This is a genomic window from Streptomyces sp. NPDC048604 (assembly GCF_043199435.1).
Lineage (GTDB): Bacteria > Actinomycetota > Actinomycetes > Streptomycetales > Streptomycetaceae > Streptomyces.
Map to the genome: position 1 here is coordinate 15615 of NZ_JBICVX010000014.1, position 19835 is coordinate 35449.

General features: G+C 73.3%; 16 protein-coding genes. 10 read left to right on the forward strand and 6 right to left on the reverse strand.

All coding sequences use genetic code 11. The features are described from left to right. Position 1: 1 nt before the first annotated feature. Together ACGFMM_RS26735 and ACGFMM_RS26740 are read right to left on the reverse strand one after the other, a co-directional pair. A complete protein-coding gene (locus ACGFMM_RS26735; RefSeq protein ID WP_393648993.1) occupies positions 2-1057 on the reverse strand; it encodes a FecCD family ABC transporter permease in 1056 nt (351 codons plus the stop codon). Further along, entirely contained in the window at positions 1054-2124 is a 1071-nt protein-coding gene (locus ACGFMM_RS26740) for a FecCD family ABC transporter permease (RefSeq protein ID WP_393648994.1), read from the reverse strand. The genes ACGFMM_RS26735 and ACGFMM_RS26740 overlap by 4 nt, the downstream gene beginning before the upstream one ends. 138 nt (positions 2125-2262) lie before the next feature. Between ACGFMM_RS26740 and ACGFMM_RS26745 the strand changes: the two genes are divergently transcribed. Further along, a complete protein-coding gene (locus tag ACGFMM_RS26745) occupies positions 2263-3261 on the forward strand; it encodes an ABC transporter substrate-binding protein (RefSeq protein ID WP_393648995.1) in 999 nt (332 codons plus the stop codon). A gap of 124 nt (positions 3262-3385) precedes the next feature. Here the strand turns inward: ACGFMM_RS26745 and ACGFMM_RS26750 are convergent, their stop codons facing one another. Further along, positions 3386-4270, reverse strand: coding sequence for a (2Fe-2S)-binding protein (locus ACGFMM_RS26750; protein WP_393648996.1), 885 nt, complete (start codon positions 4268-4270; stop codon positions 3386-3388). A 231-nt stretch (positions 4271-4501) separates the two neighbouring features. Here ACGFMM_RS26750 and ACGFMM_RS26755 point away from each other — a divergent pair, with 231 nt between their 5' ends. The 5 genes from ACGFMM_RS26755 to ACGFMM_RS26775 are packed head-to-tail and all read left to right on the forward strand — an operon-like array spanning position 4502 to position 11742. Then, positions 4502-5692: an acetyl-CoA carboxylase biotin carboxylase subunit family protein gene (locus ACGFMM_RS26755; RefSeq protein ID WP_393648997.1), complete on the forward strand. Its 1191-nt coding sequence runs from the start codon at positions 4502-4504 to the stop codon at positions 5690-5692. Beyond that, the gene (locus ACGFMM_RS26760) at positions 5689-7476 is read left to right on the forward strand and encodes an IucA/IucC family protein (protein WP_393648998.1); all 1788 of its coding nucleotides are present in this window, start codon (positions 5689-5691) and stop codon (positions 7474-7476) included. The genes ACGFMM_RS26755 and ACGFMM_RS26760 overlap by 4 nt, the downstream gene beginning before the upstream one ends. After that, entirely contained in the window at positions 7473-8762 is a 1290-nt protein-coding gene (locus ACGFMM_RS26765; protein WP_393648999.1) for an MFS transporter, read from the forward strand. Before ACGFMM_RS26760 ends, ACGFMM_RS26765 begins: the two co-directional genes overlap by 4 nt. Continuing rightward, positions 8762-10543 carry an IucA/IucC family protein gene (locus ACGFMM_RS26770; protein WP_393649000.1) on the forward strand — a complete coding sequence of 594 codons (1782 nt, stop codon included), beginning with the start codon at positions 8762-8764 and terminating at the stop codon, positions 10541-10543. Before ACGFMM_RS26765 ends, ACGFMM_RS26770 begins: the two co-directional genes overlap by 1 nt. Further along, on the forward strand, positions 10540-11742 hold the full coding sequence (locus ACGFMM_RS26775) for a type III PLP-dependent enzyme (protein WP_393649001.1): 1203 nt from the start codon (positions 10540-10542) through the stop codon (positions 11740-11742). Before ACGFMM_RS26770 ends, ACGFMM_RS26775 begins: the two co-directional genes overlap by 4 nt. 20 nt (positions 11743-11762) lie before the next feature. Here the strand turns inward: ACGFMM_RS26775 and ACGFMM_RS26780 are convergent, their stop codons facing one another. Further along, positions 11763-12767, reverse strand: a complete 1005-nt coding sequence (locus ACGFMM_RS26780) for a 2-dehydropantoate 2-reductase (protein WP_393649002.1) — start codon at positions 12765-12767, stop codon at positions 11763-11765. Between the two features lie 19 nt (positions 12768-12786). After that, positions 12787-13524 (reverse strand): YoaK family protein, encoded by a 738-nt coding sequence (locus ACGFMM_RS26785; RefSeq protein ID WP_393649003.1) that lies wholly within the window; start codon positions 13522-13524, stop codon positions 12787-12789. Between the two features lie 55 nt (positions 13525-13579). Here ACGFMM_RS26785 and ACGFMM_RS26790 point away from each other — a divergent pair, with 55 nt between their 5' ends. The 3 genes from ACGFMM_RS26790 (at position 13580) to ACGFMM_RS26800 (ending at position 16137) form a co-directional block, all read left to right on the forward strand. Continuing rightward, positions 13580-14320 (forward strand): response regulator transcription factor, encoded by a 741-nt coding sequence (locus ACGFMM_RS26790; RefSeq protein ID WP_393649004.1) that lies wholly within the window; start codon positions 13580-13582, stop codon positions 14318-14320. Continuing rightward, a complete protein-coding gene (locus ACGFMM_RS26795) occupies positions 14317-15432 on the forward strand; it encodes a sensor histidine kinase (protein ID WP_393649005.1) in 1116 nt (371 codons plus the stop codon). Before ACGFMM_RS26790 ends, ACGFMM_RS26795 begins: the two co-directional genes overlap by 4 nt. 147 nt (positions 15433-15579) lie before the next feature. After that, a complete protein-coding gene (locus ACGFMM_RS26800) occupies positions 15580-16137 on the forward strand; it encodes a DM13 domain-containing protein (RefSeq protein WP_393649006.1) in 558 nt (185 codons plus the stop codon). Here ACGFMM_RS26800 and ACGFMM_RS26805 read toward each other — a convergent pair. Then, on the reverse strand, positions 16076-18655 hold the full coding sequence (locus ACGFMM_RS26805) for an AMP-binding protein (protein ID WP_393649007.1): 2580 nt from the start codon (positions 18653-18655) through the stop codon (positions 16076-16078). The two genes, ACGFMM_RS26800 and ACGFMM_RS26805, sit on opposite strands and share 62 nt — an antisense overlap. 160 nt (positions 18656-18815) lie before the next feature. Between ACGFMM_RS26805 and ACGFMM_RS26810 the strand changes: the two genes are divergently transcribed. Then, positions 18816-19835 carry an iron ABC transporter substrate-binding protein gene (locus ACGFMM_RS26810; protein ID WP_393649008.1) on the forward strand — a complete coding sequence of 340 codons (1020 nt, stop codon included), beginning with the start codon at positions 18816-18818 and terminating at the stop codon, positions 19833-19835.

A 19835-nucleotide genomic window follows, 5' to 3' on the forward strand; every position in this document is an offset into this window, starting at 1 on the left:
GTCAGCCTCCCTTTCCGGCCCGGTTGGTGCGGGCGAGGAGCAGCAGTAGGTACGGGGCGCCGACGGCGCCGGTGAGCACTCCGACGGGCAGTTCGGTCGGGGCCAGCGCGGTCCGCGCGGCGAGGTCGGCGAGGATCAGCAGCACGGCGCCGGTGAGCGCGCTGCACAGCATCGGGATGCCGGAGGTTCCCGCGAGCCGGCGGGCGATCTGCGGGGCGCCGAGGGCGATGAACGCGATCGGGCCGGCGGCGGAGGTCGCCAGGGCGGTCAGGCAGGTGGCGAGGACGAGCAGCGCGATCCGGGCGTGCCGCAGCGGGACGCCGAGGCTGCGCGCGGTGTCGTCGTCGTACTGGAGGAGTTGGTACGGGCGGGCCAGGGCGACGGTCAGCGGGAGCAGCACCGCGAGGGCGAGGCCCGCCCACTGGACGTGCTCGTAGCCACGGCCGTTGAGGCTGCCGGTGAGCCACACCATCGCCCGGGAGGCCTGGTCGATGTCGGCGCGGGCGAGCATCCACCGCGTGAGGGCGACGAGCGCGCCGTTCGCGGCGATGCCGACGAGTACGAACCGGTAGCCGGTGATCGTGCCGTCCCGGAAGGCCAGGAGGTAGATCGCGGCCGAGGTGGTCAGCGCGCCGACGAGTGCGCCGAACGGAACCGCGGCGAAGGTGCCCGCGCCGGCGGCGGTGACCCCGCCGATCAGGATGGCGCCCACCGCGCCGACTCCGGCGCCGGCCGAGATGCCGATGAGGTCGGGGCTCGCCAGCGGGTTCCGGGTCACGGCCTGGTAGACCGCGCCGGCCAGGCCGAACGCGGCCCCGACGAGCAGGGCCGTGAGGGCGCGGGGCAGCCGCAGTTCGTGGATGATCAGGTCGGCGGCGCCGTCGCCGGTGCCGAGGACCGCGTTCAGGACCTCGTCGACGGGGATCGCGTACGTGCCGAGCGACACCGAGGCCACCAGGCCCGCGAAGCCCACCAGGACCAGCGTGAGGACGGTGAGGGCCACCCGGAGGCGCAGGGCCGCGCCGAACGGGCCGAGTTCGAGGCGGAGGATGCTCATCGGGTGTGCTCCTTGAGCTTGCCCCGCTTGACCAGCAGGGCGAGGAACGGGGCGCCGAGCATCGCGGTGACCACGCCCGCCTCCAGTTCACCGGGGCGCGCGACCATGCGTCCGACGACGTCGGCGGCGAGCATCAGCGTGGCCCCGCCGAGCGCCGAACAGGGCACCAGCCAGCGGGCGTCGGGCCCGGTGAACGCGCGGACGACGTGCGGGACGACCAGGCCGACGAAGGTGACGGGACCGGCCGCGGCCACCGCGGCGCCGGTGAGCAGGATGACCGCGACGGCGCCGAGCGCGCGGGTGGAGCGGACCTTGGTGCCGAGGGTGGTGGCGAGGTCGTCGCCGAGGGCGAGGGCGTTGAGCCGGCCGCTCAGCCCGATCGCGAGCAGCAGGCCCACGGCGACGAACGGCAGCAATTCGACGCCGAGTTGGGCGTCCCGTCCGGCCAGGGAGCCGACGGCCCAGAACCGGTACTGGTCCAGGGTGCGGACGTCGAGCAGGACCAGCGTGTTGGTGCCGGCGTCGAGGAGCACGGTGACGGCGGCGCCCGCCAGGGCCAGCTTGGCGGGCGTGGCACCGCCGTAGCCGGTGCCGCCGACCGCGTACGCGAGCAGGCCCGCGAGCGCGCCGCCGAGGAAGGCGAACCAGATGTACTGGTACGAACTGGTCAGCCCGAACGCGCCGATGCCCGCGGCCACCGCGAACGAGCCGCCCGCGCTGATGCCGATGAGGCCGGGGTCGCCCAGCGGATTGCGGGTGATGTCCTGGGCGACGGCTCCGGCGGCGCCGAGCGCGAGGCCGACGAGCAGGCCCAGGAAGGTGCGGGGCATGCGCAGTTCACGGATCACGACGGCGTCGCCGTCCGTGCCGCCGACCATCGCGTGCAGGACGTCGGAGAGCGGGACGGACTTCGTGCCGATGGCCAACGAGGCGCAGACGGCGGCGAACAGCGCGGCCGTGAGGAGCGCCGCGACGAGGGTGCGCGCCCCAACTCGCGGGCTTTGCGGAGGTGGTGCGGCGGGCAGTGGCGGGGCGGCCGCCCCTTCGGCGACGGGCTTCACAGACACCTGCACAAGGTAAGGCATGCCTTAACGACTCTGTACAGGAGTGCCGGACCGTGTGGATCCGGTCACGGAGAGACGCTATCCTCGCAGCGCCGTCAAAGGTAAGCCTTGCCTAAGCGACACTCCGTATTGGGGAGATCCATGAACACCCTCGTTCAGCGCCGCCGGCCCGGCCGGTTCGCCGCTGCCCTGCTCACCGCCGCTCTGGCCTTCTCCGTGGCCGCCTGCGGCGGTGGGGGCGGCGCCGACAAGCCCGCCGCCGACAAGCCGGCCGCCGCCTCCGAGAAGGGCTTCCCGCGCACGATCGCCCACGACAAGGGCAAGGCCGAGATCAAGAAGAAGCCCCAGCGCGTCGTGGCGCTGGACAACAGCCTCGTCGAGGCGATCGTCGCGCTGGACGCTCCGCTGGTGGGCGGCATCGGCTCGTACCGCGACCAGAAGGGCTTCCCCCCGTACCTCGGTGACGCCGTGAAGGACACCAAGGACGTCGGGCCGATGGACAGCCCGAACCTGGAGGCGATCGCCGCCCTCAAGCCGGACCTCATCGTGTCGGCGACGGTGCGTCACGAAGACCTGTACGAGCAGCTGAACAAGATCGCCCCGACCGTCTTCGTGAAGACCACCGGCCCGATCTGGAAGGAGAACGTCACGTTCCTCGGCCAGGTGCTGGGCGAGGAGGAGAAGGCGAAGGCGAAGCTGACCGCCTACGAGACGCGCGCCAAGAAGATCGGCGCCGCGATCAACGCCAAGAGCCCCAAGCAGACGTACTCCCTGGTCCGGTTCCTCGACGGCCCGACCCGCATCTACCTGCCGAAGACCTTCAGCGGCATCATCCTCACCGACATGGGACTCGCCCGGCCTGCCAACCAGCAGGACCAGAAGGAGTTCAACATCGAGATCAGCGAGGAGCAGATCGCGCAGGCGGACGCCGACCACATCTTCATGACGACCTTCTCGGGCGGTGAGGAGCGCAAGAAGAAGTTCCTCGCCAACCCGCTGTGGAAGCGCCTGAACGCCGTTCAGAAGGGCAACGTCCACGAGGTCGAGGACGCGACGTGGATGACCTCCGTCTCGCTCCAGGGCGCCGATCTGGTGCTCGACGACATGGCGAAGCTCTTCAAGGTCGACCCGGCGAAGTAACCCGGCGAAGTAACCCGGCGAAGTAACCGGGCGAAGCAGCCCGGTGAAGTGACCCACGACGGGCCGGCGCCCGGCGGCGTACGCGAGCGTACGACCGCCGGCGTCGGCCCGTCGCCGTGTGCGCTCAGGCCTCGTCCTCGAGCCGCCGCAGCCGCTCGGCGTCGCAGGTCCTCGGGCAGGTCAGGCACGCCCGGTCCGGCTCGATCGTGTAGTACAGGCAACAGCCGAGGCGGGTACGGGTCGGGTGCCGGCGGCCGTCCCGCGCTGTGAGGCGACGGAAATCGGCCCCTCCGGGGAACGGCGGGACCGCGGTCGGAAGCAGCTCGGTCGCCGCCCGCACCGATCGCTCCTCCTGGCCGAGCATCCGGCCGAGGTACCAGACGCCGGAGATCAGGTCGTCGGCCACCATGCCCCACAGGGCCCGCGGCCCGCGCCGGACGGTCGGGCCGATCGCTGTCAGCAGCGGACCCATGTGGTGGACCACCGCGGCCCGCAACTCGGCCCGCAGCGCTTCCTCGTGCCCCACGATCCGGGCGTCGGCGCCGCCCGCCGCGGGGTCGTCCGGCAGGCAGGCGAAGTGCTGCGCGGGAGTGATGCCGATCGTGCCCGTCGCCAGGTCCACGCGAATGTCGCGCGGCGCGAGGCGCGGCACGCGCCGGTCCAGGTACCAGGCCCCGCTCATCAGCAGGCCGACGGACCAGAGGTAGTCGTGCAGCGCCCGGGAGGCGGCCACGTCCCTGCGCGGGGTGCGGCCGTGCCGTGCGGTGATGCGGGCCGCCGAGGCGTCGACGAAGGAGTCCAGTACGCCCTGGTCGTCGGCCAGGAGGGCGCCGTCGGGCCACAGGGCGGTGGGTTCGTCCGGCGCGCCCGCCTCGACGATCCGTGCGTCGAGCGCGTCGCAGCAGGCGATGACGCGTCGGTAGGTGTCGGTGAGGGTGGACGCCTCCCCGAGGGCGACGCGCCCGGCCGTGTCCGCAGCGGCGGACCACGACCCCGGGCCCTTGCTCATCGGAGCTCCTTCACGCAAGTAAGTGAGGTCAGGCTTACCTTAGCGGTAAGCTGCCGTGGGCAAGATCGACACCCCCATCAGGCCCTGCCTGTAAGGCAGTTGGCCTTCGAGGCCTGGTTGATTCCTTAGGGTTGCCTAACCTAAACTCTCCGTTGCGGTGCCGCGTGGGCACCGCCGTGCCCGCCTGCCCCGTCGCCCCACGTCCCCCCTCCGGAAGGCCCCGGCATCCCCATGCGGCTGTACCTGCTCGCCCTGAATCCCACCGACTCGGTCACCGAGGGGTTCCTCCCCGCGGCGGCCCGGCTCGGTCTCGACGTCACGGTCCTGACGGACAAGCCCGGCCCCCACCGCCGGACCCACCCGGACATCGAGGTCCTGGAGTGCGACGTGCGGGACTTCCGCGCCGTCATCACCCGGATCTCCACCCACCACCGGCCCGACGCGGTCTTCACCAACAGCGACCACCTCCAGACGCAGGCCGCGCTGGCCGCCGAGTACTTCGGCCTGCCCGCCAAGGACTGGCGGGCCGCGCTGCGCGCCAAGGACAAGGCGCACCTGCGCCGCCACCTGGCCCTGACCGGCGCCGACACCGTCTGGTCCACCGAACTCCCCGCCGGCCAGGATCCGTCCGGGCTCGCCGAGCTCGACGTGCCCTACCCCTGCGTGGTCAAGCCTCGCGAGGGGGTCGCCAGCGAGGACGTCGTCCTGGCCGCGAACGCGGCGGAACTGCTCCTGCGCTGCAAGGAGATACAGGCCCGCCGGCCCGGGGCCGCGCTGGTCGTGGAGGAGTTCCTGGCCGGTGAGCTGTACACCCTGGAGACGCTCGGCGACGGACGCGTCCGGCACGTCCTCGGCGGCTTCCACACCGAGCTGTCGCCGCCCCCGTACTTCATCGAGGAGCGTCTGACCTTCGTCCCCGCGCACCCCGAGCCCGTGGTCGGACAGATCCTCGCCCAGCTCGACGCCCTCGGCGTCGGCCTCGGCGCCTGCCACACCGAGTTCGTCGTCCACGAGGGCCGGGCCCGCATCATCGAGGTCAACTACCGGGCCATCGGCGACCAGTGCGACCTGCTGCTCGCCCAGCTCCTGGGCATCCCGCTCTTCGAGCACATCCTCCGTGCCCACCTCGGCGAACCGCTCCCCGCGGACCTCGGCGCCCGCACCGACGGCGCCGCCCGCCTGGAGTACCCCTGCGCCGAGACCGCCGGAACGCTCGTCTCCGCGCCGGGCCCCATCGACCGCGTCACCGACGGCGTCACGCTGGCGTACCGTCCGCTGCGCGAGCTCGGCGAACGGCACGAACTCCACCACACCAACCGCGACTACCTCGGCGTCCTGCGCGCCACCGGCACCGACCAGGCCGCCGTCGACCGGGCCGTGGAGGACTTCCTGGCCGCCGAGCGCTGGGAGATCGCCCCGTGACGGCCGTGACGGAGACGGCGTACGGCCGGAGTGCCAGCGGCACGGAGCGGGACCTTCTCCTGCGGGTCCTGTCCGCGCTGCTCCGCGAGGACGTCGTGGGGCTGCGCAGCCGGAGCACCCTCGTCGAGCGGACGGACGGCACCTGGCTGCGGCGCCCCGACGGCGACGGAGAAGCAATGCTGCTGCCGGTCGCCGAGGACGGCTTCCAGAGCGCGTACGCGGCCCGACTGCCGCTCCTCGTCCGGGAGTCGGACGGCGCGCCGCTCACCACGTACGACGAGATCGTCGGCGCCCTCAAGGTGCTGGCCGAGCCGGTCGACCACGCCGGCTTCGACGCCTACGCGGAGGAGTGCCGGCAGACCCTCGCCACCATGCGGCTCCACGAGCGCACCCGCGAGGAGACCGCCGCGCGGCTCGTCTCCGCGTACGGGGACGACCCGGCCCGCTGGACCGGCTACTCCGGCGGACTCGCACACGACACGCTCGCCGCGCGACTCGACCACCCCGTGTACCCCACCGCCCGGGGACGCTCGGGCCTGGACGACGACCAGGTGCGGTCGTACGCGCCCGAGTTCCATCCCTGCATCGCCCTGCACTGGGTCGCCGTGCCGCACGAGGCCGTCACCGTCCCGGGCTGCTCCGCGAGCCTGCCCGCCCTCTGGCCCTCGCCGGCCGACCTGGGGCTGCCGGAACTCTCCCGGACCCATCTCGCCCTGCCCGTCCACCCGCTGATGGCACATCAACCTCTGACGGATGCCCTGCGTGCTGCCGGTCTCGACGGTGACGCGGTACGCGCCCCGCGCCCGTACCTGGAGGCCGTGCCGACGCTGTCGATGCGTACCGTCGCGCTGGCCGACGACCCGTCCCTGCACCTCAAACTGCCGCTCGCCACCGCCACCCTGGGCCTGCGCAACCGGCGCACCATCAAGCCCGGGACGCTCGTGGACGGCGCGGCGGGGCAGCGGCTCGTCGAGGCCGTGATCGCCCGGGAACCGCGGTTCCGCGAAACGATCCTGCACGCCGACGAGACCGTGTACGCGCACGCCGGGCACGAGCTCCTCGCCGTCCTGTGCCGCCGCTACCCGGCCGGGCTCGACGACGCGGTCGTCGTTCCCATGGCGGCGCTGCTGGCCGAGGCCCCCGGGAACCGGCTGGTGATCGACCACCTCGCGGACCGGTTCTACGCATCGGACCCGGTGGCGCTGCTCGACGCCGTGCTCACCCTGCTGTTCGACTGGCAGACCACGCTGTTCGGCCACGGCATCGCGCTGGAGTCGCACCAGCAGAACATCTCGCTCGTCCTCGACCGGCAGGACGGGGGCGGCACCCGGCTCCGGCTGCTGCTGAAGGACAACGACGGCCCGCGCATCAACACCCGACGCCTGTACGACACTCTGGGCGCCGACGCCCCCGGCCCGGCCGCGTTCGACGACGCGCGCATCTTCGGCGACGACGACCGGCCCCTGACCGACCTGTTCTCCACCATCACCGTGCACCTGTGCGCGGGCGCCTACGCCTTCGGCCTGGCCCGTCACAGCCGCGCCCCCCTCACCACCCTCCTGGACCTGGTGCGGGACCGGCTCGCCGAGGCCGTCGAGCGGCTCGGCACCGGTTCCGGCGAGCTCGGTGCCGTGCTTCGCGCCGCGGTCCTGGACGCGCCGGAACTCCCGGTCAAGGCCATGGTCACCGCCGGAACACTGCTGTCCAAGGAGCGGTCGGGCGCCGCCGACATCAACAAGCACTACACCACCGGTCCCAACTACCTGAGGGCGGCCGGACGATGAGCGCCACCGCCGCCGCCCCGCACGGCGCCCTCACCCCCGTCGCAGCCGCCACGGATCCCGCGCTCGCGCGCCGGCAGGTGCACGCCGTGGCCGGCTGCTACTTCGTGGCGTCCTTCGCGGCCCTCGGCCTGCCCCCCTTCCTCACCGAGATCCTGCCCGAGCTGGGCGACCCGACCGCCCGCTGGGCCGGGGTGCTCTACATCGTCCCGACCGTGTTCGGGGCCGTCGGCGCGCCCTTGTGGGGCCGGCTCGCGGACCGCTACGGCCGCAAGCGGCTGCTGTTACGCGCCCAGCTCGGACTCGCCGTGTCGTTCCTGCTCGCCGGCTGGGCCGACTCGATCGCGGCCTTCACCGCGGCGCTCGTCCTGCAGGGCATCCTCGGCGGCACGTTCGCCGCATCCAACGGCTATCTCGGTGCGGCGCTGGAGGGCAACGCCCTGTCGAAGGCGCTCACCCTGATGCAAGGCGCGGCGCGCGCCGCGCTGGTCGTCGCGCCGATCGTCGTCGGCTCCCTGTCGCCCTGGCTTTCGCCCCACCGTCAGTACGCCCTGCTGGCCGTGCTCCCGCTCACCGCCGCCCTGCTGATCTGCGCGCTGCCGGAGTCGCGGGGCGGGCACGCCGGGACGCCGGCGGTGCGGGAGACGCCGGAGAAGACGGCGGCGCAGGAGCCGGCGGTACAGGGGCCGGAGGCGGCGGCGCAGGAGACGGCGACTGCCCCGACCGCCTCTCTACGGGCCCTCTACGCCCTCGAGTTCGCCTTCGTCTTCTCCACCGTCATCTCCTTCCCGTACCTCGTCTCGCTGATCGAGGAGCGGCTCCCCGGCACCTCTCCCGCCGTCTCCGGCGTGCTGTTCGCGCTGCCGCACCTGTGCTACCTGGTCACGGCGCTGGCCGTGCACCGGGCGTTCCACCACCGCCCCCGGCCCGGGCTCGCCCTCGGCTTCCTCTGCATCGCGCTCGGGCTCGCCGGCCACGGCGTGGCCGACTCGCTGCCCGCGCTCACCGCCGTGCGGCTCGTCCTCGGCGCCGGTCTGACCCTCGGGCTCGTCTGCCTGTCCGTGCTGGCCGCCGACTGCGCCAAGGGCCGGGCGCCGGGCGGCATGTTCGGCTCGCTCGAGTTCTTCTCGAAGGCCGGTGCGGTCGCGGCGGGCGTCGCCGCCGCGGCCGGCAACGGCTTCTTCGGACCGGCCGCCCCGGTCCTGACGGGCACCGCCGTGGCCCTGGCCACGATCGTTCCCACCGTCTTTCCCCTTGTGAACCCCCTCCGCACTCGCTGGAGCCGTTGATGTCGCTGCCCCGCACCCAGGGCACTGCCCCCCGCCCCGCCGGTCCCGCCGAACTGCCCGACGCGGACACCGTCGTGGCGCACACCCTCCTCAACTGCCTGCTGCGCGAGGTCTCCGGACCGGAGCACCAGACGGCCGCGAGCGACGGCCACCTCCTGCTGCGGCTGCCCCGCCGAGGGGTGCTGCTGCGCGTGGCACTGCGCCGTACGTCCCTGCTCGGCGCGCACCGCTTCACCGGCCCCGTCCACGAGCAGCGCGGCGGCGGGTGGGAGCGCATCGACTGGCGACGCCTCGCCGAGCACGTCCAGGTGGAACTGTCGTTGCGGACCGGCGTGCGCAACGAGGAGTTCCGCGACCAGATCGCCTCCAGCCACCAGGCCGTGTCGGCCGCGCTCGCCGTCCGCGCGTCGGGGACTGCCGCCCCCTCCGTTCCGCACGGGACGGCAGCGCCCTCCGTTCCGGACGTCTACCTCGCCTCCGAGCAGTCCCTGCTCTTCGGCCACCGCTTCCACCCCACCCCGAAGGCCCGCACCGGCGACGCCGACTCCTGGCTCGCGTACGCCCCCGAGGCCGGCGCCGCCTTCGCGCTGCGCCTTCTCGCCGTCCGGGAGAGCCTGATCGTCGAGGAGGCCGTCGAACGCGCGGCCACCGCACCCCTCGACGCTCTCGCCGACGACCGGGTGCCGGAGGGCTACCGGCTGCTGCCCGCGCACCCCTGGCAGTACGAGATGCTCAGCGGCCACCCCGCCCTGCGCGCCGCCCTCGACCGCGGCGACATCCTGGACCTCGGCACCGGGGGAGACCCCTTCGCCGCCACGGCCTCGGTCCGCACCCTGTACGACGGCGCCACCTTCCTCAAGTTCAGTCTGAACATCCGCATCACCAACTGTCTTCGGAAGAACGCGAGTTACGAGCTGAGCGGCGCCGTCGCCCTGACCCGGCTCCTGGCGCCCGTGCTCGACGAACTCACCGAGCGCTTCCCCGGCAGTGCCATGCTCCGCGAGCCCGCGTACCGCAGCCTCGCCCTCCCCGGCCCCGACGGCGGCCCGGACCGCGGTCTGCTCGAAGGCTTCGGCGTGATCGTCCGCGAGGGGCTCGCCCAGCGGATGCTGCCCGGGACCACCCCGCTGCTCGCCGCCGCCGTCGCCGACGAGTACCCGAGCGGCCCCGGCCATCTCTCCCGCCTCCTCGACGGCGCGGGCCCCGGCTGCGCGGTCGACTGGTGGGCCGCGTACCTCAGGCTCCTCGTCCCGCCGGTCCTGGCCGCCTACTTCGACCACGGCCTGGTCCTGGAGCCCCATCTGCAGAACGTGGTCGTCTGCGTCGACGACGACGGCATGCCCGCCCAGGTGCTCTTCCGGGACCTGGAGGGCACCAAACTGGTGCCCGAGCACCACGCCGACACCCTGGCCGCGCTGCCCGCCGACGTGGCCGGCCCGATGACGTACGACGCGGAGCGCGGCTGGGACCGCGTCGTGTACTGCCTGTTCGTCAACCACATCGCCGAAGTGCTGGCCGCGGTCGCCGACCTGCACCCCGAGACCGAGCCCGCGTTGTGGGCGGAGGTCCGCGCGACCCTGCAGGCGTACGCCGACCACCACGGCTGCCCGCCCCGGCTCGCCGCGCTCCTCGCCGGCGTGCCGCTGCCGGCCAAGGCCAACCTGCTCACCCGCTGGGAGCGCAAGGCCGACCGGGAAGCGGGGTACGTCCGTCTTCCCTCCCCTTTCGCCGAGGACGTCCTGTCCGGAGCGTCCGACGACTCGTGGAGCCACGCCCGATGAACGTCCCGTCCCGCGCGGTGCGCGAGCACATCCTCGACCTGCCCTCCGACGCCCTGCCCGCCTACGTCTACGACCTGGCGGCGCTGCGCGAGCACGCCGCCGCCGCACGGGACGCGCTGCCCGAGTGCGTCGAGCTGTACTACGCGGCCAAGGCCAACCCGGAACCGGAACTGCTCGGCGCGCTCTCGCCGTACGTCGACGGATTCGAGGTCTCCTCGGGCGGCGAACTCGCCCACGTGGGTCGCGCCGTGCCCGGCCGGCCCCTGGCGTTCGGCGGGCCCGGCAAGACGCCGGCCGAGATCGCAGCGGCCCTGGACCTCGGAGTGGAACGCTTCCACGTCGAGAGCCTTCACGAGCTGCACGTCCTCGCCGACCTGGCCGCCCGCCGGGACCCCGACACGCCCGTCGGCGTCCTTCTCAGGTTCAACCTGCCGCTGTCCGCGGCCTCCCTGGAGGGCAGCTCCCTCGCCATGGGCGGCCGGCCGACGCCGTTCGGCCTCGATCCCGCCGACGCCGACGCCGCCTTCGCCCTGCTGACCGGCGGCACGCTTCCGCACCTGCGGCTCCTGGGCGTCCACGCCCATCTGGCCAGCGGCCTGGAGGCGGAGGAGGAGCTCGGCGTCGCCGAGTCCGTGGTCCACTGGGCCACCGGGCTCGCCGCCCGCCACCGCGTCCGGCTCACCGAGGTCAACGTCGGCGGCGGTATGCACGTCGACTACACCACCCCCGACCGCCGGTACGACTGGTCCACCTACGGCAAGGGACTCGCCCGGCTCGCGGAGGACCATCCGGACCTCACCCTGCGCATCGAGCCGGGCCGGGCGCTCACCGCCTACTGCGGCTGGTACGCCACCGAGGTCCTGGACGTGAAGCGCAGCCACGGCGAGGAGTTCGCCGTCGTGCGCGGAGGCACCCACCACCTGCGCACCCCGGCGACCAAGGGGCACGACCAGCCCTGCTCGGTCCTGCCCGTGGACGCCTGGCCCCACCCGTGGCCCCGCCCCGCCGCCGGAACCGGCCCGGTCACCCTGACGGGGCAGCTGTGCACCCCCAAGGACCTGCTGGCCCGGCAGGTTCCGGCACCGGGCCTGCGCGCGGGTGACCGCGTGGCGTTCGCCCTCGCCGGCGCGTACGCCTGGAACATCTCCCACCACGACTTCCTCATGCACCCCAGGCCCGGGTTCCACTTCCTCGGCTGAGGGCTATGGGCTGAGACCGATCAGCGAGCCGCGCGCAGTTCGGCGAGGAGGTCCGGCCCGGTCCAGGTTCGCGGGGCGGATTCCGCCTCGCGGACGAGGGCGGTCAGGCGGGTGTTGGCGGGGGCCGGGAGGCCGTGGGCCGCGGCCAGGGTGACGATCTCGCCCTGGAGGGAGTCGATCTCGGTGGGGCGGCCGCGCTGGAGGTCCTCCCACATCGACGAGCGCGCGTGGGCGTCGATGCGGAGGGCGGCGGCCGCCACGCGGCGGAACAGGGCGTCGGGCAGGGACAGGACGTACGGGGTGACGCCCGGGGCCGTGGGGCCGAGGCGGGCGGGGGTGATGCCGGCGGCGCGGTACGCGGCGAGGGCCTCGCGCTGGCAGAGGGCGAGGCAGCGGCGGTAGGCCCGTTGGCCGAGCTGGTCGCGGAGCGGGAGCCCGGAGAGGGCGTTGATCGCGTTGTTGAGGTTCATCAGCAGCTTGGCGTGCTGCACTTCGGCCATGTCCGTGCGGGCCTCGGCCGCGAGGCCCGCGGTGCGGAGGGCGGTGTGCAGGGTGTCGTCCGGTTCCGTCATGAGCCTGCCGGGCATGCCCTGGTGCACGGTGCCCGGCTCGGACTGGACCACGTTGTAGGGGACCATCCCGGCCAGGACCCTGTGGCCGGGCAGCGCGGTGCGCAGGGTGGCGGGGTTGTGCAGTCCGTTCTGGAAGCTGACCACCGTGGCGTCCGGGCCGAGGTGCGGGGCCAGAGACGCGGCGGCGGGCTCCGTGCCGGCGGTCTTCACGGTGACCAGGACGTAGTCCGCGTCCACGGCCGCTTCGGGAGATGTCGCCAGGGTCAGGCGGTCCGGGGGAAGGTGGATCGGTTCGCGGGCGGAGCCGGTGAGGGTCAGGCCCCGGTCCCGCAGGACCTCCATGGCGGCGGGGCGGCCGATGAACGCCACCTCGTACCCCGCCGCGGCGAGCCGGCCGCCGAGATGACAGCCGATGCTTCCGGCTCCGAGGACGGCGAAACGGGGCTTGGACATGGGGACTCCTGCACCAGGGTCACGACGGTGGGCGGGACCAGTGTGCCCCCTCCCGCGCGGAGAGGCGCCGGGTCAGTACGGACGTGAACGTCACCAGCAGCAGGGCCAGGCCCAGGACGAGTTCGAGGCGGCCGTGCAAGAGGAGTGCGGCGCCGGCCAGGGCGCCGAGGAACATCGCCAGGACCGACAGCAGCCGGCGGGCGGGGCGGCCGGGGCGGGCGGCTGCGGAATCCGCTGCGAGGCCGGTCAGGGTCTGGGTGAGCACGGTCGTGGTCAGGTCGGGGACGCCGAGGCGCCGGGCCGCCGCGTTCTGCAGGCCCATCGCGAGGCCGAGGAACACGATCAGGGTGTACCGGACCGCCGTCGACGCCTCCCCGCCGGCGGCTGCGGCGACGGCCACCGTGACCGCGACCAGCACCGCCTGCACCGCCGTGGCGGCGGCCAGCAGCCGGCCACGGTGCTCCGCGAACCGTGTGCCGAACCGGCCGCCGCCGACCGCGCCCGCCAGGAACGACGCCAGCGCGACCAGGGAGGCCGACGCCGACAGACTCGTGTCTCCCGCCAGGGCGAAACCCAGGAAGACCACGTTTCCCGTCATGTTGGCGACGAAGACATGCCCGAGGGCCAGATAGCTGACCGCGTCGACCAGCCCGGTCACGACGGTGAGGGTGAGCATCAGGGGAGGCAGGGGGCCGTGCGGGTCGTCCCGGGGCGGTACGAGCGTGCGGTAGGCGTCAGTCAGCAGTCGTCGGCGCATGGAGCGTCCCTTCCACCCCGCACCGCGGTCGACACCGCATGCGACCCTGTGCGGCATGAGTGAGCACGATGCGCCCGAGCGGACGGCCCGGGTCCTGGTCGTGGACGACGATCCGACGGTGGCCGAGGTGGTCGCCCAGTACCTGGAGCGGGACGGCTTCGCCGTCGAGCGGGCCGGGGACGGGCACGAGGCGCTGCGGCGCGCCGGCGAGCGGTGGCCGGATCTGGTCGTTCTGGACCTGATGCTGCCCGGCCTGGACGGGCTCGAAGTGTGCCGCCGGCTGCGCGAGTCCGGGCCCGTACCGGTGATCATGCTGACCGCGCGGGGCGACGAGGAGGACCGGATCACCGGCCTCGAAGTCGGCGCGGACGACTACGTGACCAAGCCCTTCAGCCCGCGCGAGCTGGTGCTGCGGGTCGGGTCCGTCCTGCGCCGCACCCGGCGGGCGGCGCAGCCCGTCGGCCGTCCCGCGCTGCGCGCCGGGGACCTCGTCGTCGAGCCGGCGACCCGCCGGGCCACTCGCGCCGGCCGCGAACTCGCCCTCACTCTCCGGGAGTTCGACCTCCTCGCGCACTTCATGGAGCAGCCGGGTGCCGCGCACACCCGGGAGGACCTGATGCGGCGGGTCTGGGGCTGGGACTTCGGCGACCTGTCGACCGTGACCGTCCACGTACGGCGGCTGCGCGCCAAGATCGAGGACGATCCGGCCCGCCCCCGGCTCATCCGGACGGTGTGGGGGGTGGGCTACCGCTTCGAACCGGAGGGTCTGCACCCGACCGGGGAGGACGTGCGGTGACGGATCTTCTGCTCATCGCCCTGTTCGCGCTCGGCGGCGCGGTCTGCGCGGGGCTCGCCGGAGCCGTCGTGCTGCGTCTGGTCCGCCACCGCTCCGTCGCCGTCTCGCTGACCGTGGTCGCGGCGGTCACCGTGACCGCGATGCTCGCCGGCACGCTCGCCGTCGCCCGGGCGATGTTCCTGTCCGCGCACGACCTGTGGGTGGTGACCGTCGTCGTCGCCATGGCGGCGCTCGTCTCGCTCGGCACCGCGCTCGTCCTCGGCCGCTGGGTGGTGGCGCGCAGCCGCGCCCTCGCCGTCGCCGCCCGCGACTTCGGCGAGGACGGCAGCTTCTCCGCCCCGGACGGCGCGGCCACCACCGCCGAACTCGCCGCGCTCACCCGCGAACTGGCCGCCACCAGCGCGAAACTGGACGCGTCGCGGGAACGCGAGCGCTCCCTCGAAGCCTCCCGCCGCGAGCTCGTCGCCTGGATCTCGCACGATCTGCGCACCCCGCTGGCCGGGCTGCGGGCCATGGCGGAGGCCCTGGAGGACGGGGTGGCCGCCGATCCCGCCCGGTACCACCGGCAGATCCGCACCGAGGTCGAACGGCTCACCGCCATGGTCACCGACCTCTTCGAGCTCTCCCGCATCCACGCCGGCGCGCTCGCCCTCACCCCGAGCCGGGTGTCCGTGTACGACCTGGTCGGCGACGCCCTGAGCGGGGCCGATCCGCTGGCCCGCGAGCACGGGGTGCGGCTGGTGGGGGAGGAGGTCGAGGCGGTGCCGGTTGAGGTGGACGGCCGGGAGATGACGCGGGTCCTCGCGAACCTCCTCGTCAACGCGATCCGGCACACCCCGGCCGACGGCACGGTCGCCGTAGCCGCCGAACGCCGCGCCGACGCGGTCGTGCTGTCCGTCACCGACGGCTGCGGCGGCATCCCCGACGAGGACCTGCCGCGCGTCTTCGACACCGGCTGGCGCGGTACGCAGGCCCGTACGCCTCCGGCCGGGGCGGGTCTCGGCCTCGCCATCGTCCGGGGCATCGTCGAGGCCCACGCGGGCCGGGCGGAGGTCCGCAACGTCACCGGCGGCTGCCGCTTCGAGGTCACGCTGCCGACGGCGGCGGGCTGACGGGAGACTGCCCGAGTCCGGTCGGCCCGCCGCCGTAACACTTCCGTCATCCCGCCGGACCTCCCGTCCCCGCCCCGCGTCGCGTTGGATGGCCGTAGGAACAGACAGCACAGCGGAAGTCAGCACAGCGAAGTCGGGAGGTGCGTCGTGGGGCGCGTTGCCAAGAAGTGGTGGTGGGTCGCCGTGGCGGCGGCGGTGGTCGTGGCCGGCGGGCTGGTGTGGTTCCAGCCGTGGGCGTTGTTCGTCGACGAGACCGTCGACGAGGCGCTGCCCACCGCGAGCGCCCCGGCGGCCCGGCCCGCCCCGAAGGCCCCGAACGCCCCGAACGCCCCGAGCGCCCCGGCCATGGGTCCGGTCACCGTCGCCCAGGGCGCCTTCGTCAGTCACGAGCACCGGACCGAGGGCACCGCCAAGGTCGTCCGGCTCGCCGACGGCAGTCACACGCTGCGGATCGAGGGGCTCGACACCAGCAACGGGCCCGACCTGCACGTCTTCCTGAGCGACGCGCCGGTCAAGAAGGGCGTGGCCGGCTGGCGCGTCTTCGACGACGGGCGCCACACCGACCTCGCCGAGCTCAAGGGCAACAAGGGCGACCAGAACTACCCGCTCCCCGCCGGCGTCGACTGGTCCGACTACCGCAGCGTCAGCATCTGGTGCGACCGCTTCGACGTCTCCTTCGGAGCAGCGACCCTGACCCGCGTCTGACGGACGCGACGAACTCCGGGAAGCGCCGGATCAGCCCCGCCACGGCCCACGCGTACGCGACGCCGAAGACCAGGGACATCACCAGGGCCAGCGGCTCCGAGATCTGGTCGAAGAGCGGGTAGATCTGCCAGTGCGTCAGGTAGATGGAGAGCGAACTGCCCGCGAGCAGCCCGGCGAGCTGGTTGAGCCGCCGGGTGCTCGGCAGCGTCGGGAGCCAGACCAGGAGCGCGAACCCGGCCATCACGAAGGCCTCGCGCCGCGGTTCGTCCGGGAAGAAGCCCGGTACGGTCGCGAGGCCGGCGCACGTGACCAGGAGCCGCTGCCACTGCGTGCGGCTCCGCGCCGCCGCCCAGCCGAGGGCGAACAGCCAGAACACGGTGACCGCGTCGGTGATCTGGGTGCGGTCGGGCAGGCCGATCAGCTCGTAGCGGGTGAGCAGGCCGAGCCCGACGAGGGCGAGCGGAAGCCCGTACGGGAAGCGCCGCTCCGCCCGGTCGACGGCCGGGACGGCGAACAGCAGCACCATCGTCAGCAGGATGTAGACGAGTGCCTCGACGAACCACAGATGGATGCCCGACCCCATGTCCTGCGGATTGAGCAGATTGTGCAGGAGCAGCAGGTTGCCGAGGTCGTAGTCGTCGCTCACCAGGAGAGCGAAGGCGGTCCACGCCATGGAGGGCAGGGCGATCCGCGCGATGCCGCGGCCGGTGCGGCGCAGCCGGTCGCGGCGTTCGGCGGAGGTGAGCAGGAAGCGGGCGAAGTTGAACCCGGCGACGGCGAGCAGCAGATGGGCGCCGCCCCGGATCTCGAAGAGCCGGATGTGGGTGCCGACGACGGCCACGATGGCGAGGGCGCGCAGCGCGACGCTGGTCTCCATGGCGCGCCGGCGGCGTGCGGAGCGCTTCAGTTCGCGGATCGGGGCGGTGTGCCAGCCCGGGGGTAGATGGCCGAGGCGTTCCTCCAGCTGGACGGACATCTCCACGTACGAGAGCGAGTCGCCGCCCAGGCCCACGAACGAGCTGTCCGGGGTGACGTCGGTGCGGTCCAGGACCCGGGCGTACAGCGCGCAGAGGTCCTCGGTGGACGCGCCGCCGGAGTCCGCGACCGGGGCCGGGGCGCGCGGCACGTCCCGTACCGCCGTGTAGTCCGGCTTCCCGTTCGCCAGCCGGGGCAGTTCGTCGACGAGCCGCACGTCCACGGCCCGGGCCGGCAGCCCGCACTCCTGCGTGACCCGGCGCCGGATCCGCCGTACGTCCCAGCCGGGCCGGCGGGCCGCCGCGACGGCGATCCGCTCGTCGTCGCCTGCGCACAGCGCCCGCACCCCGTGCCGGTCGAGCATCGCCTCCACCTGCTGCGGGTCGATGCGCAGGCCGAGGATCTTGAGGAAGCGGGAGCGCCGGCCGACGATCTCGTACAGCCCGTCGTCGGTGCGCCGGGCCAGGTCGCCGGTGCGCAGCACGTCGACGGTGCGGCCGAGCGCGAGGTCGTCGGCAGTGTGGGCGTAGCCGAGCATGACGTTGGGGCCCGCGTAGACCAGCTCGCCGACCCCGGCCGCCGTCTCCTCGTCCGGCAGCGGTTCGAGCGTGAACGAGCCGCCGGGGACCGGTATCCCGATCGCCCCGGGACAGGTGACGGCCCGCTCCGGCGGCAGGTACGCCATCCGCGCGGTCGCCTCGGTCTGGCCGTACATCACGTAAAGGTCCCAGCCGCGCCGCTGCCCCAGTTCGGCGTAGTGGACGACGCGTTCGGGCGCGAGCCGGCCGCCGGCCTGGGTGACGTACCGCAGATGGGGCAGGTCCATGTCGGCGAAGCCGACCCGGTCGAGCAGGTCGAAGGTGTACGGCACGCCGGCGAGCGCGGTGCCGCGGGCGGACCGGAACAGGTCCCAGAAGCAGGCGTCGGCGACCGAAAGGCCCGTCAGGACCAGGCCCGCGCCGCGCAGCAGATGGCTGTGCAGCACCGACAGGCCGTAGCAGTAGTGCATCGGCAGGGTCGTCGCGGCCCGGTCGGTCTCGCGGATGCCCAGGTACGCGGCGATCGACTCGGCGTTGGCCTGCAGGTTCTCGTACGACAGCCGGACCAGCTTGGGGGAGCCGGTGGAGCCGGAGGTGCTCAGCAGGAGCGCGAGGTCCGGGTGGAAGACATGGGCGGATCCGGTGCGCCGCTCCTCGATGCGCCATTCGCCGGGCTCCGGGCGGACGACGACGTCCGGGTCGTACGCCTCGATCAGCGCGGCCACGGCCTCGGGGTGGTCGCCCGGCACGAGGAGCACCGGGTGTCCCGCGGAGAGCGCGGCCAGGTGGACGACGAGCGCCGCCACGTCGTTGGCTCCGGGGAGCAGCACGAGCCGGCGGCCGGCGCCGAGCCGGGCCGCTGTCCGGTCGACGCGTTCGGCCAGCTCACGGTAGGTGAGGGAGCCGTCGGCGGTGACCAGGGCGGTGCGGTCGCCGTGCAGCGCGAGGCCGGCGGCGAGGGGGAGCAGGCTGCCGCGGGCGGGCGGCGAGGGGAGGAGCGTCACAGGCGGATAGTAGGTAAGCCTTTCCTAATCGAGAAGAGGGGGAGTCCATTCCGGTTGGGTGATCGCGACAGGTTCGTTATCACAGGTGGCTTGACCCTTAGGTTAGCTTTACCTTATTAATTCCGTATCCGTTGGTTCCGCAGGAAGGCAACCCGACTCCATGCGCCGCCCCCTGGCCCGCACGCTCACCGCGCTCGCCGCGGCCGTCCTGCTCGGTCCGACCCTCGCCGCCTGCGGCAGCGACGAACCGGCCGACCTGGTCATCTACTCCGGCCGCAACGAGAACCTCGTGAAGCCGCTGATCGAGAAGCTGGAGAAGCACCTCGGCGCCAACGTCGAGGTCCGCTACGGCGACAGCGCCGAGCTCTCCGCCCAGCTCCTCGAAGAGGGCGACAAGACCGAGGCGGGACTCTTCCTCTCCCAGGACGCCGGAGCCCTCGGCGCGCTCTCCACGGAGCAGCGCCTCGCCCCGCTGCCGCAGGCCACGCTGAACAAGGTCGCACCGGCCCACCGCGGCGCCGCCGGCGACTGGACCGGCGTCAGCGGCCGTGTCCGCGTCCTCGCCTACAACCCGGGCCAGGTCCCCACCCCGCCGAACAGCGTCCACGAGCTGGTGAAGCCGGAGTGGAAGGGCAAGATCGGCTTCGTCCCGACCAACGCCTCCTTCCAGGCCTTCGTCACCGGCATGCGCGTCCTGGAGGGCGAGGACGCCGCCCGCACCTGGCTCAAGGGCCTGAAGGCCAACGAGCCGAAGAAGTACGAGAACAACCTCAAGGTCCTCGAGGCGGTCGACAAGGGCGAGGTCTCGCTCGGTCTGATCAACCACTACTACTGGTACGAGCAGGCCGCCGAGAAGGGCGCGGACAAGCTCAAGGCCAAGGTCCACTACCTGCCCAAGGGCGACCCGGGCGGCCTCGTCAACGTCGCCGGAGTCGGCATCCTCAAGGGCGCGGACAAGAAGCAGGCCGCGTTCGCCCAGAAGGCCGTCGACTACTTCCTCTCCGCCGAGGCGCAGGAGTACTTCGCGCAGGAGACCAAGGAGTACCCGCTGGCCGCCGGCGTGAAGACCGCCGAGGGCGTTCCGCCGCTGGAGAGCCTCCAGCCGCCGAAGATCGACCTCGGCAGGCTGGACTCCCTCAAGCAGACCCTGGCCATGCTCCAGGAAGTCGGACTGGTCTGA

Excerpts from the sequence above, each read along its gene's own strand:
- ACGFMM_RS26775 (WP_393649001.1), top strand. The coding sequence starts at position 10,540 with ATGAACGTCCCGTCCCGCGCGGTGCGCGAGCACATCCTCGACCTGCCC.
- ACGFMM_RS26735 (WP_393648993.1), bottom strand. The coding sequence starts at position 1,057 with ATGAGCATCCTCCGCCTCGAACTCGGCCCGTTCGGCGCGGCCCTGCGC.
- ACGFMM_RS26750 (WP_393648996.1), bottom strand. The coding sequence starts at position 4,270 with ATGAGCAAGGGCCCGGGGTCGTGGTCCGCCGCTGCGGACACGGCCGGG.
- ACGFMM_RS26790 (WP_393649004.1), top strand. The coding sequence starts at position 13,580 with ATGAGTGAGCACGATGCGCCCGAGCGGACGGCCCGGGTCCTGGTCGTG.
- ACGFMM_RS26755 (WP_393648997.1), top strand. The coding sequence starts at position 4,502 with ATGCGGCTGTACCTGCTCGCCCTGAATCCCACCGACTCGGTCACCGAG.
- ACGFMM_RS26745 (WP_393648995.1), top strand. The coding sequence starts at position 2,263 with ATGAACACCCTCGTTCAGCGCCGCCGGCCCGGCCGGTTCGCCGCTGCC.
- ACGFMM_RS26770 (WP_393649000.1), top strand. The coding sequence starts at position 8,762 with ATGTCGCTGCCCCGCACCCAGGGCACTGCCCCCCGCCCCGCCGGTCCC.
- ACGFMM_RS26780 (WP_393649002.1), bottom strand. The coding sequence starts at position 12,767 with ATGTCCAAGCCCCGTTTCGCCGTCCTCGGAGCCGGAAGCATCGGCTGT.
- ACGFMM_RS26785 (WP_393649003.1), bottom strand. The coding sequence starts at position 13,524 with ATGCGCCGACGACTGCTGACTGACGCCTACCGCACGCTCGTACCGCCC.
- ACGFMM_RS26765 (WP_393648999.1), top strand. The coding sequence starts at position 7,473 with ATGAGCGCCACCGCCGCCGCCCCGCACGGCGCCCTCACCCCCGTCGCA.
- ACGFMM_RS26810 (WP_393649008.1), top strand. The coding sequence starts at position 18,816 with ATGCGCCGCCCCCTGGCCCGCACGCTCACCGCGCTCGCCGCGGCCGTC.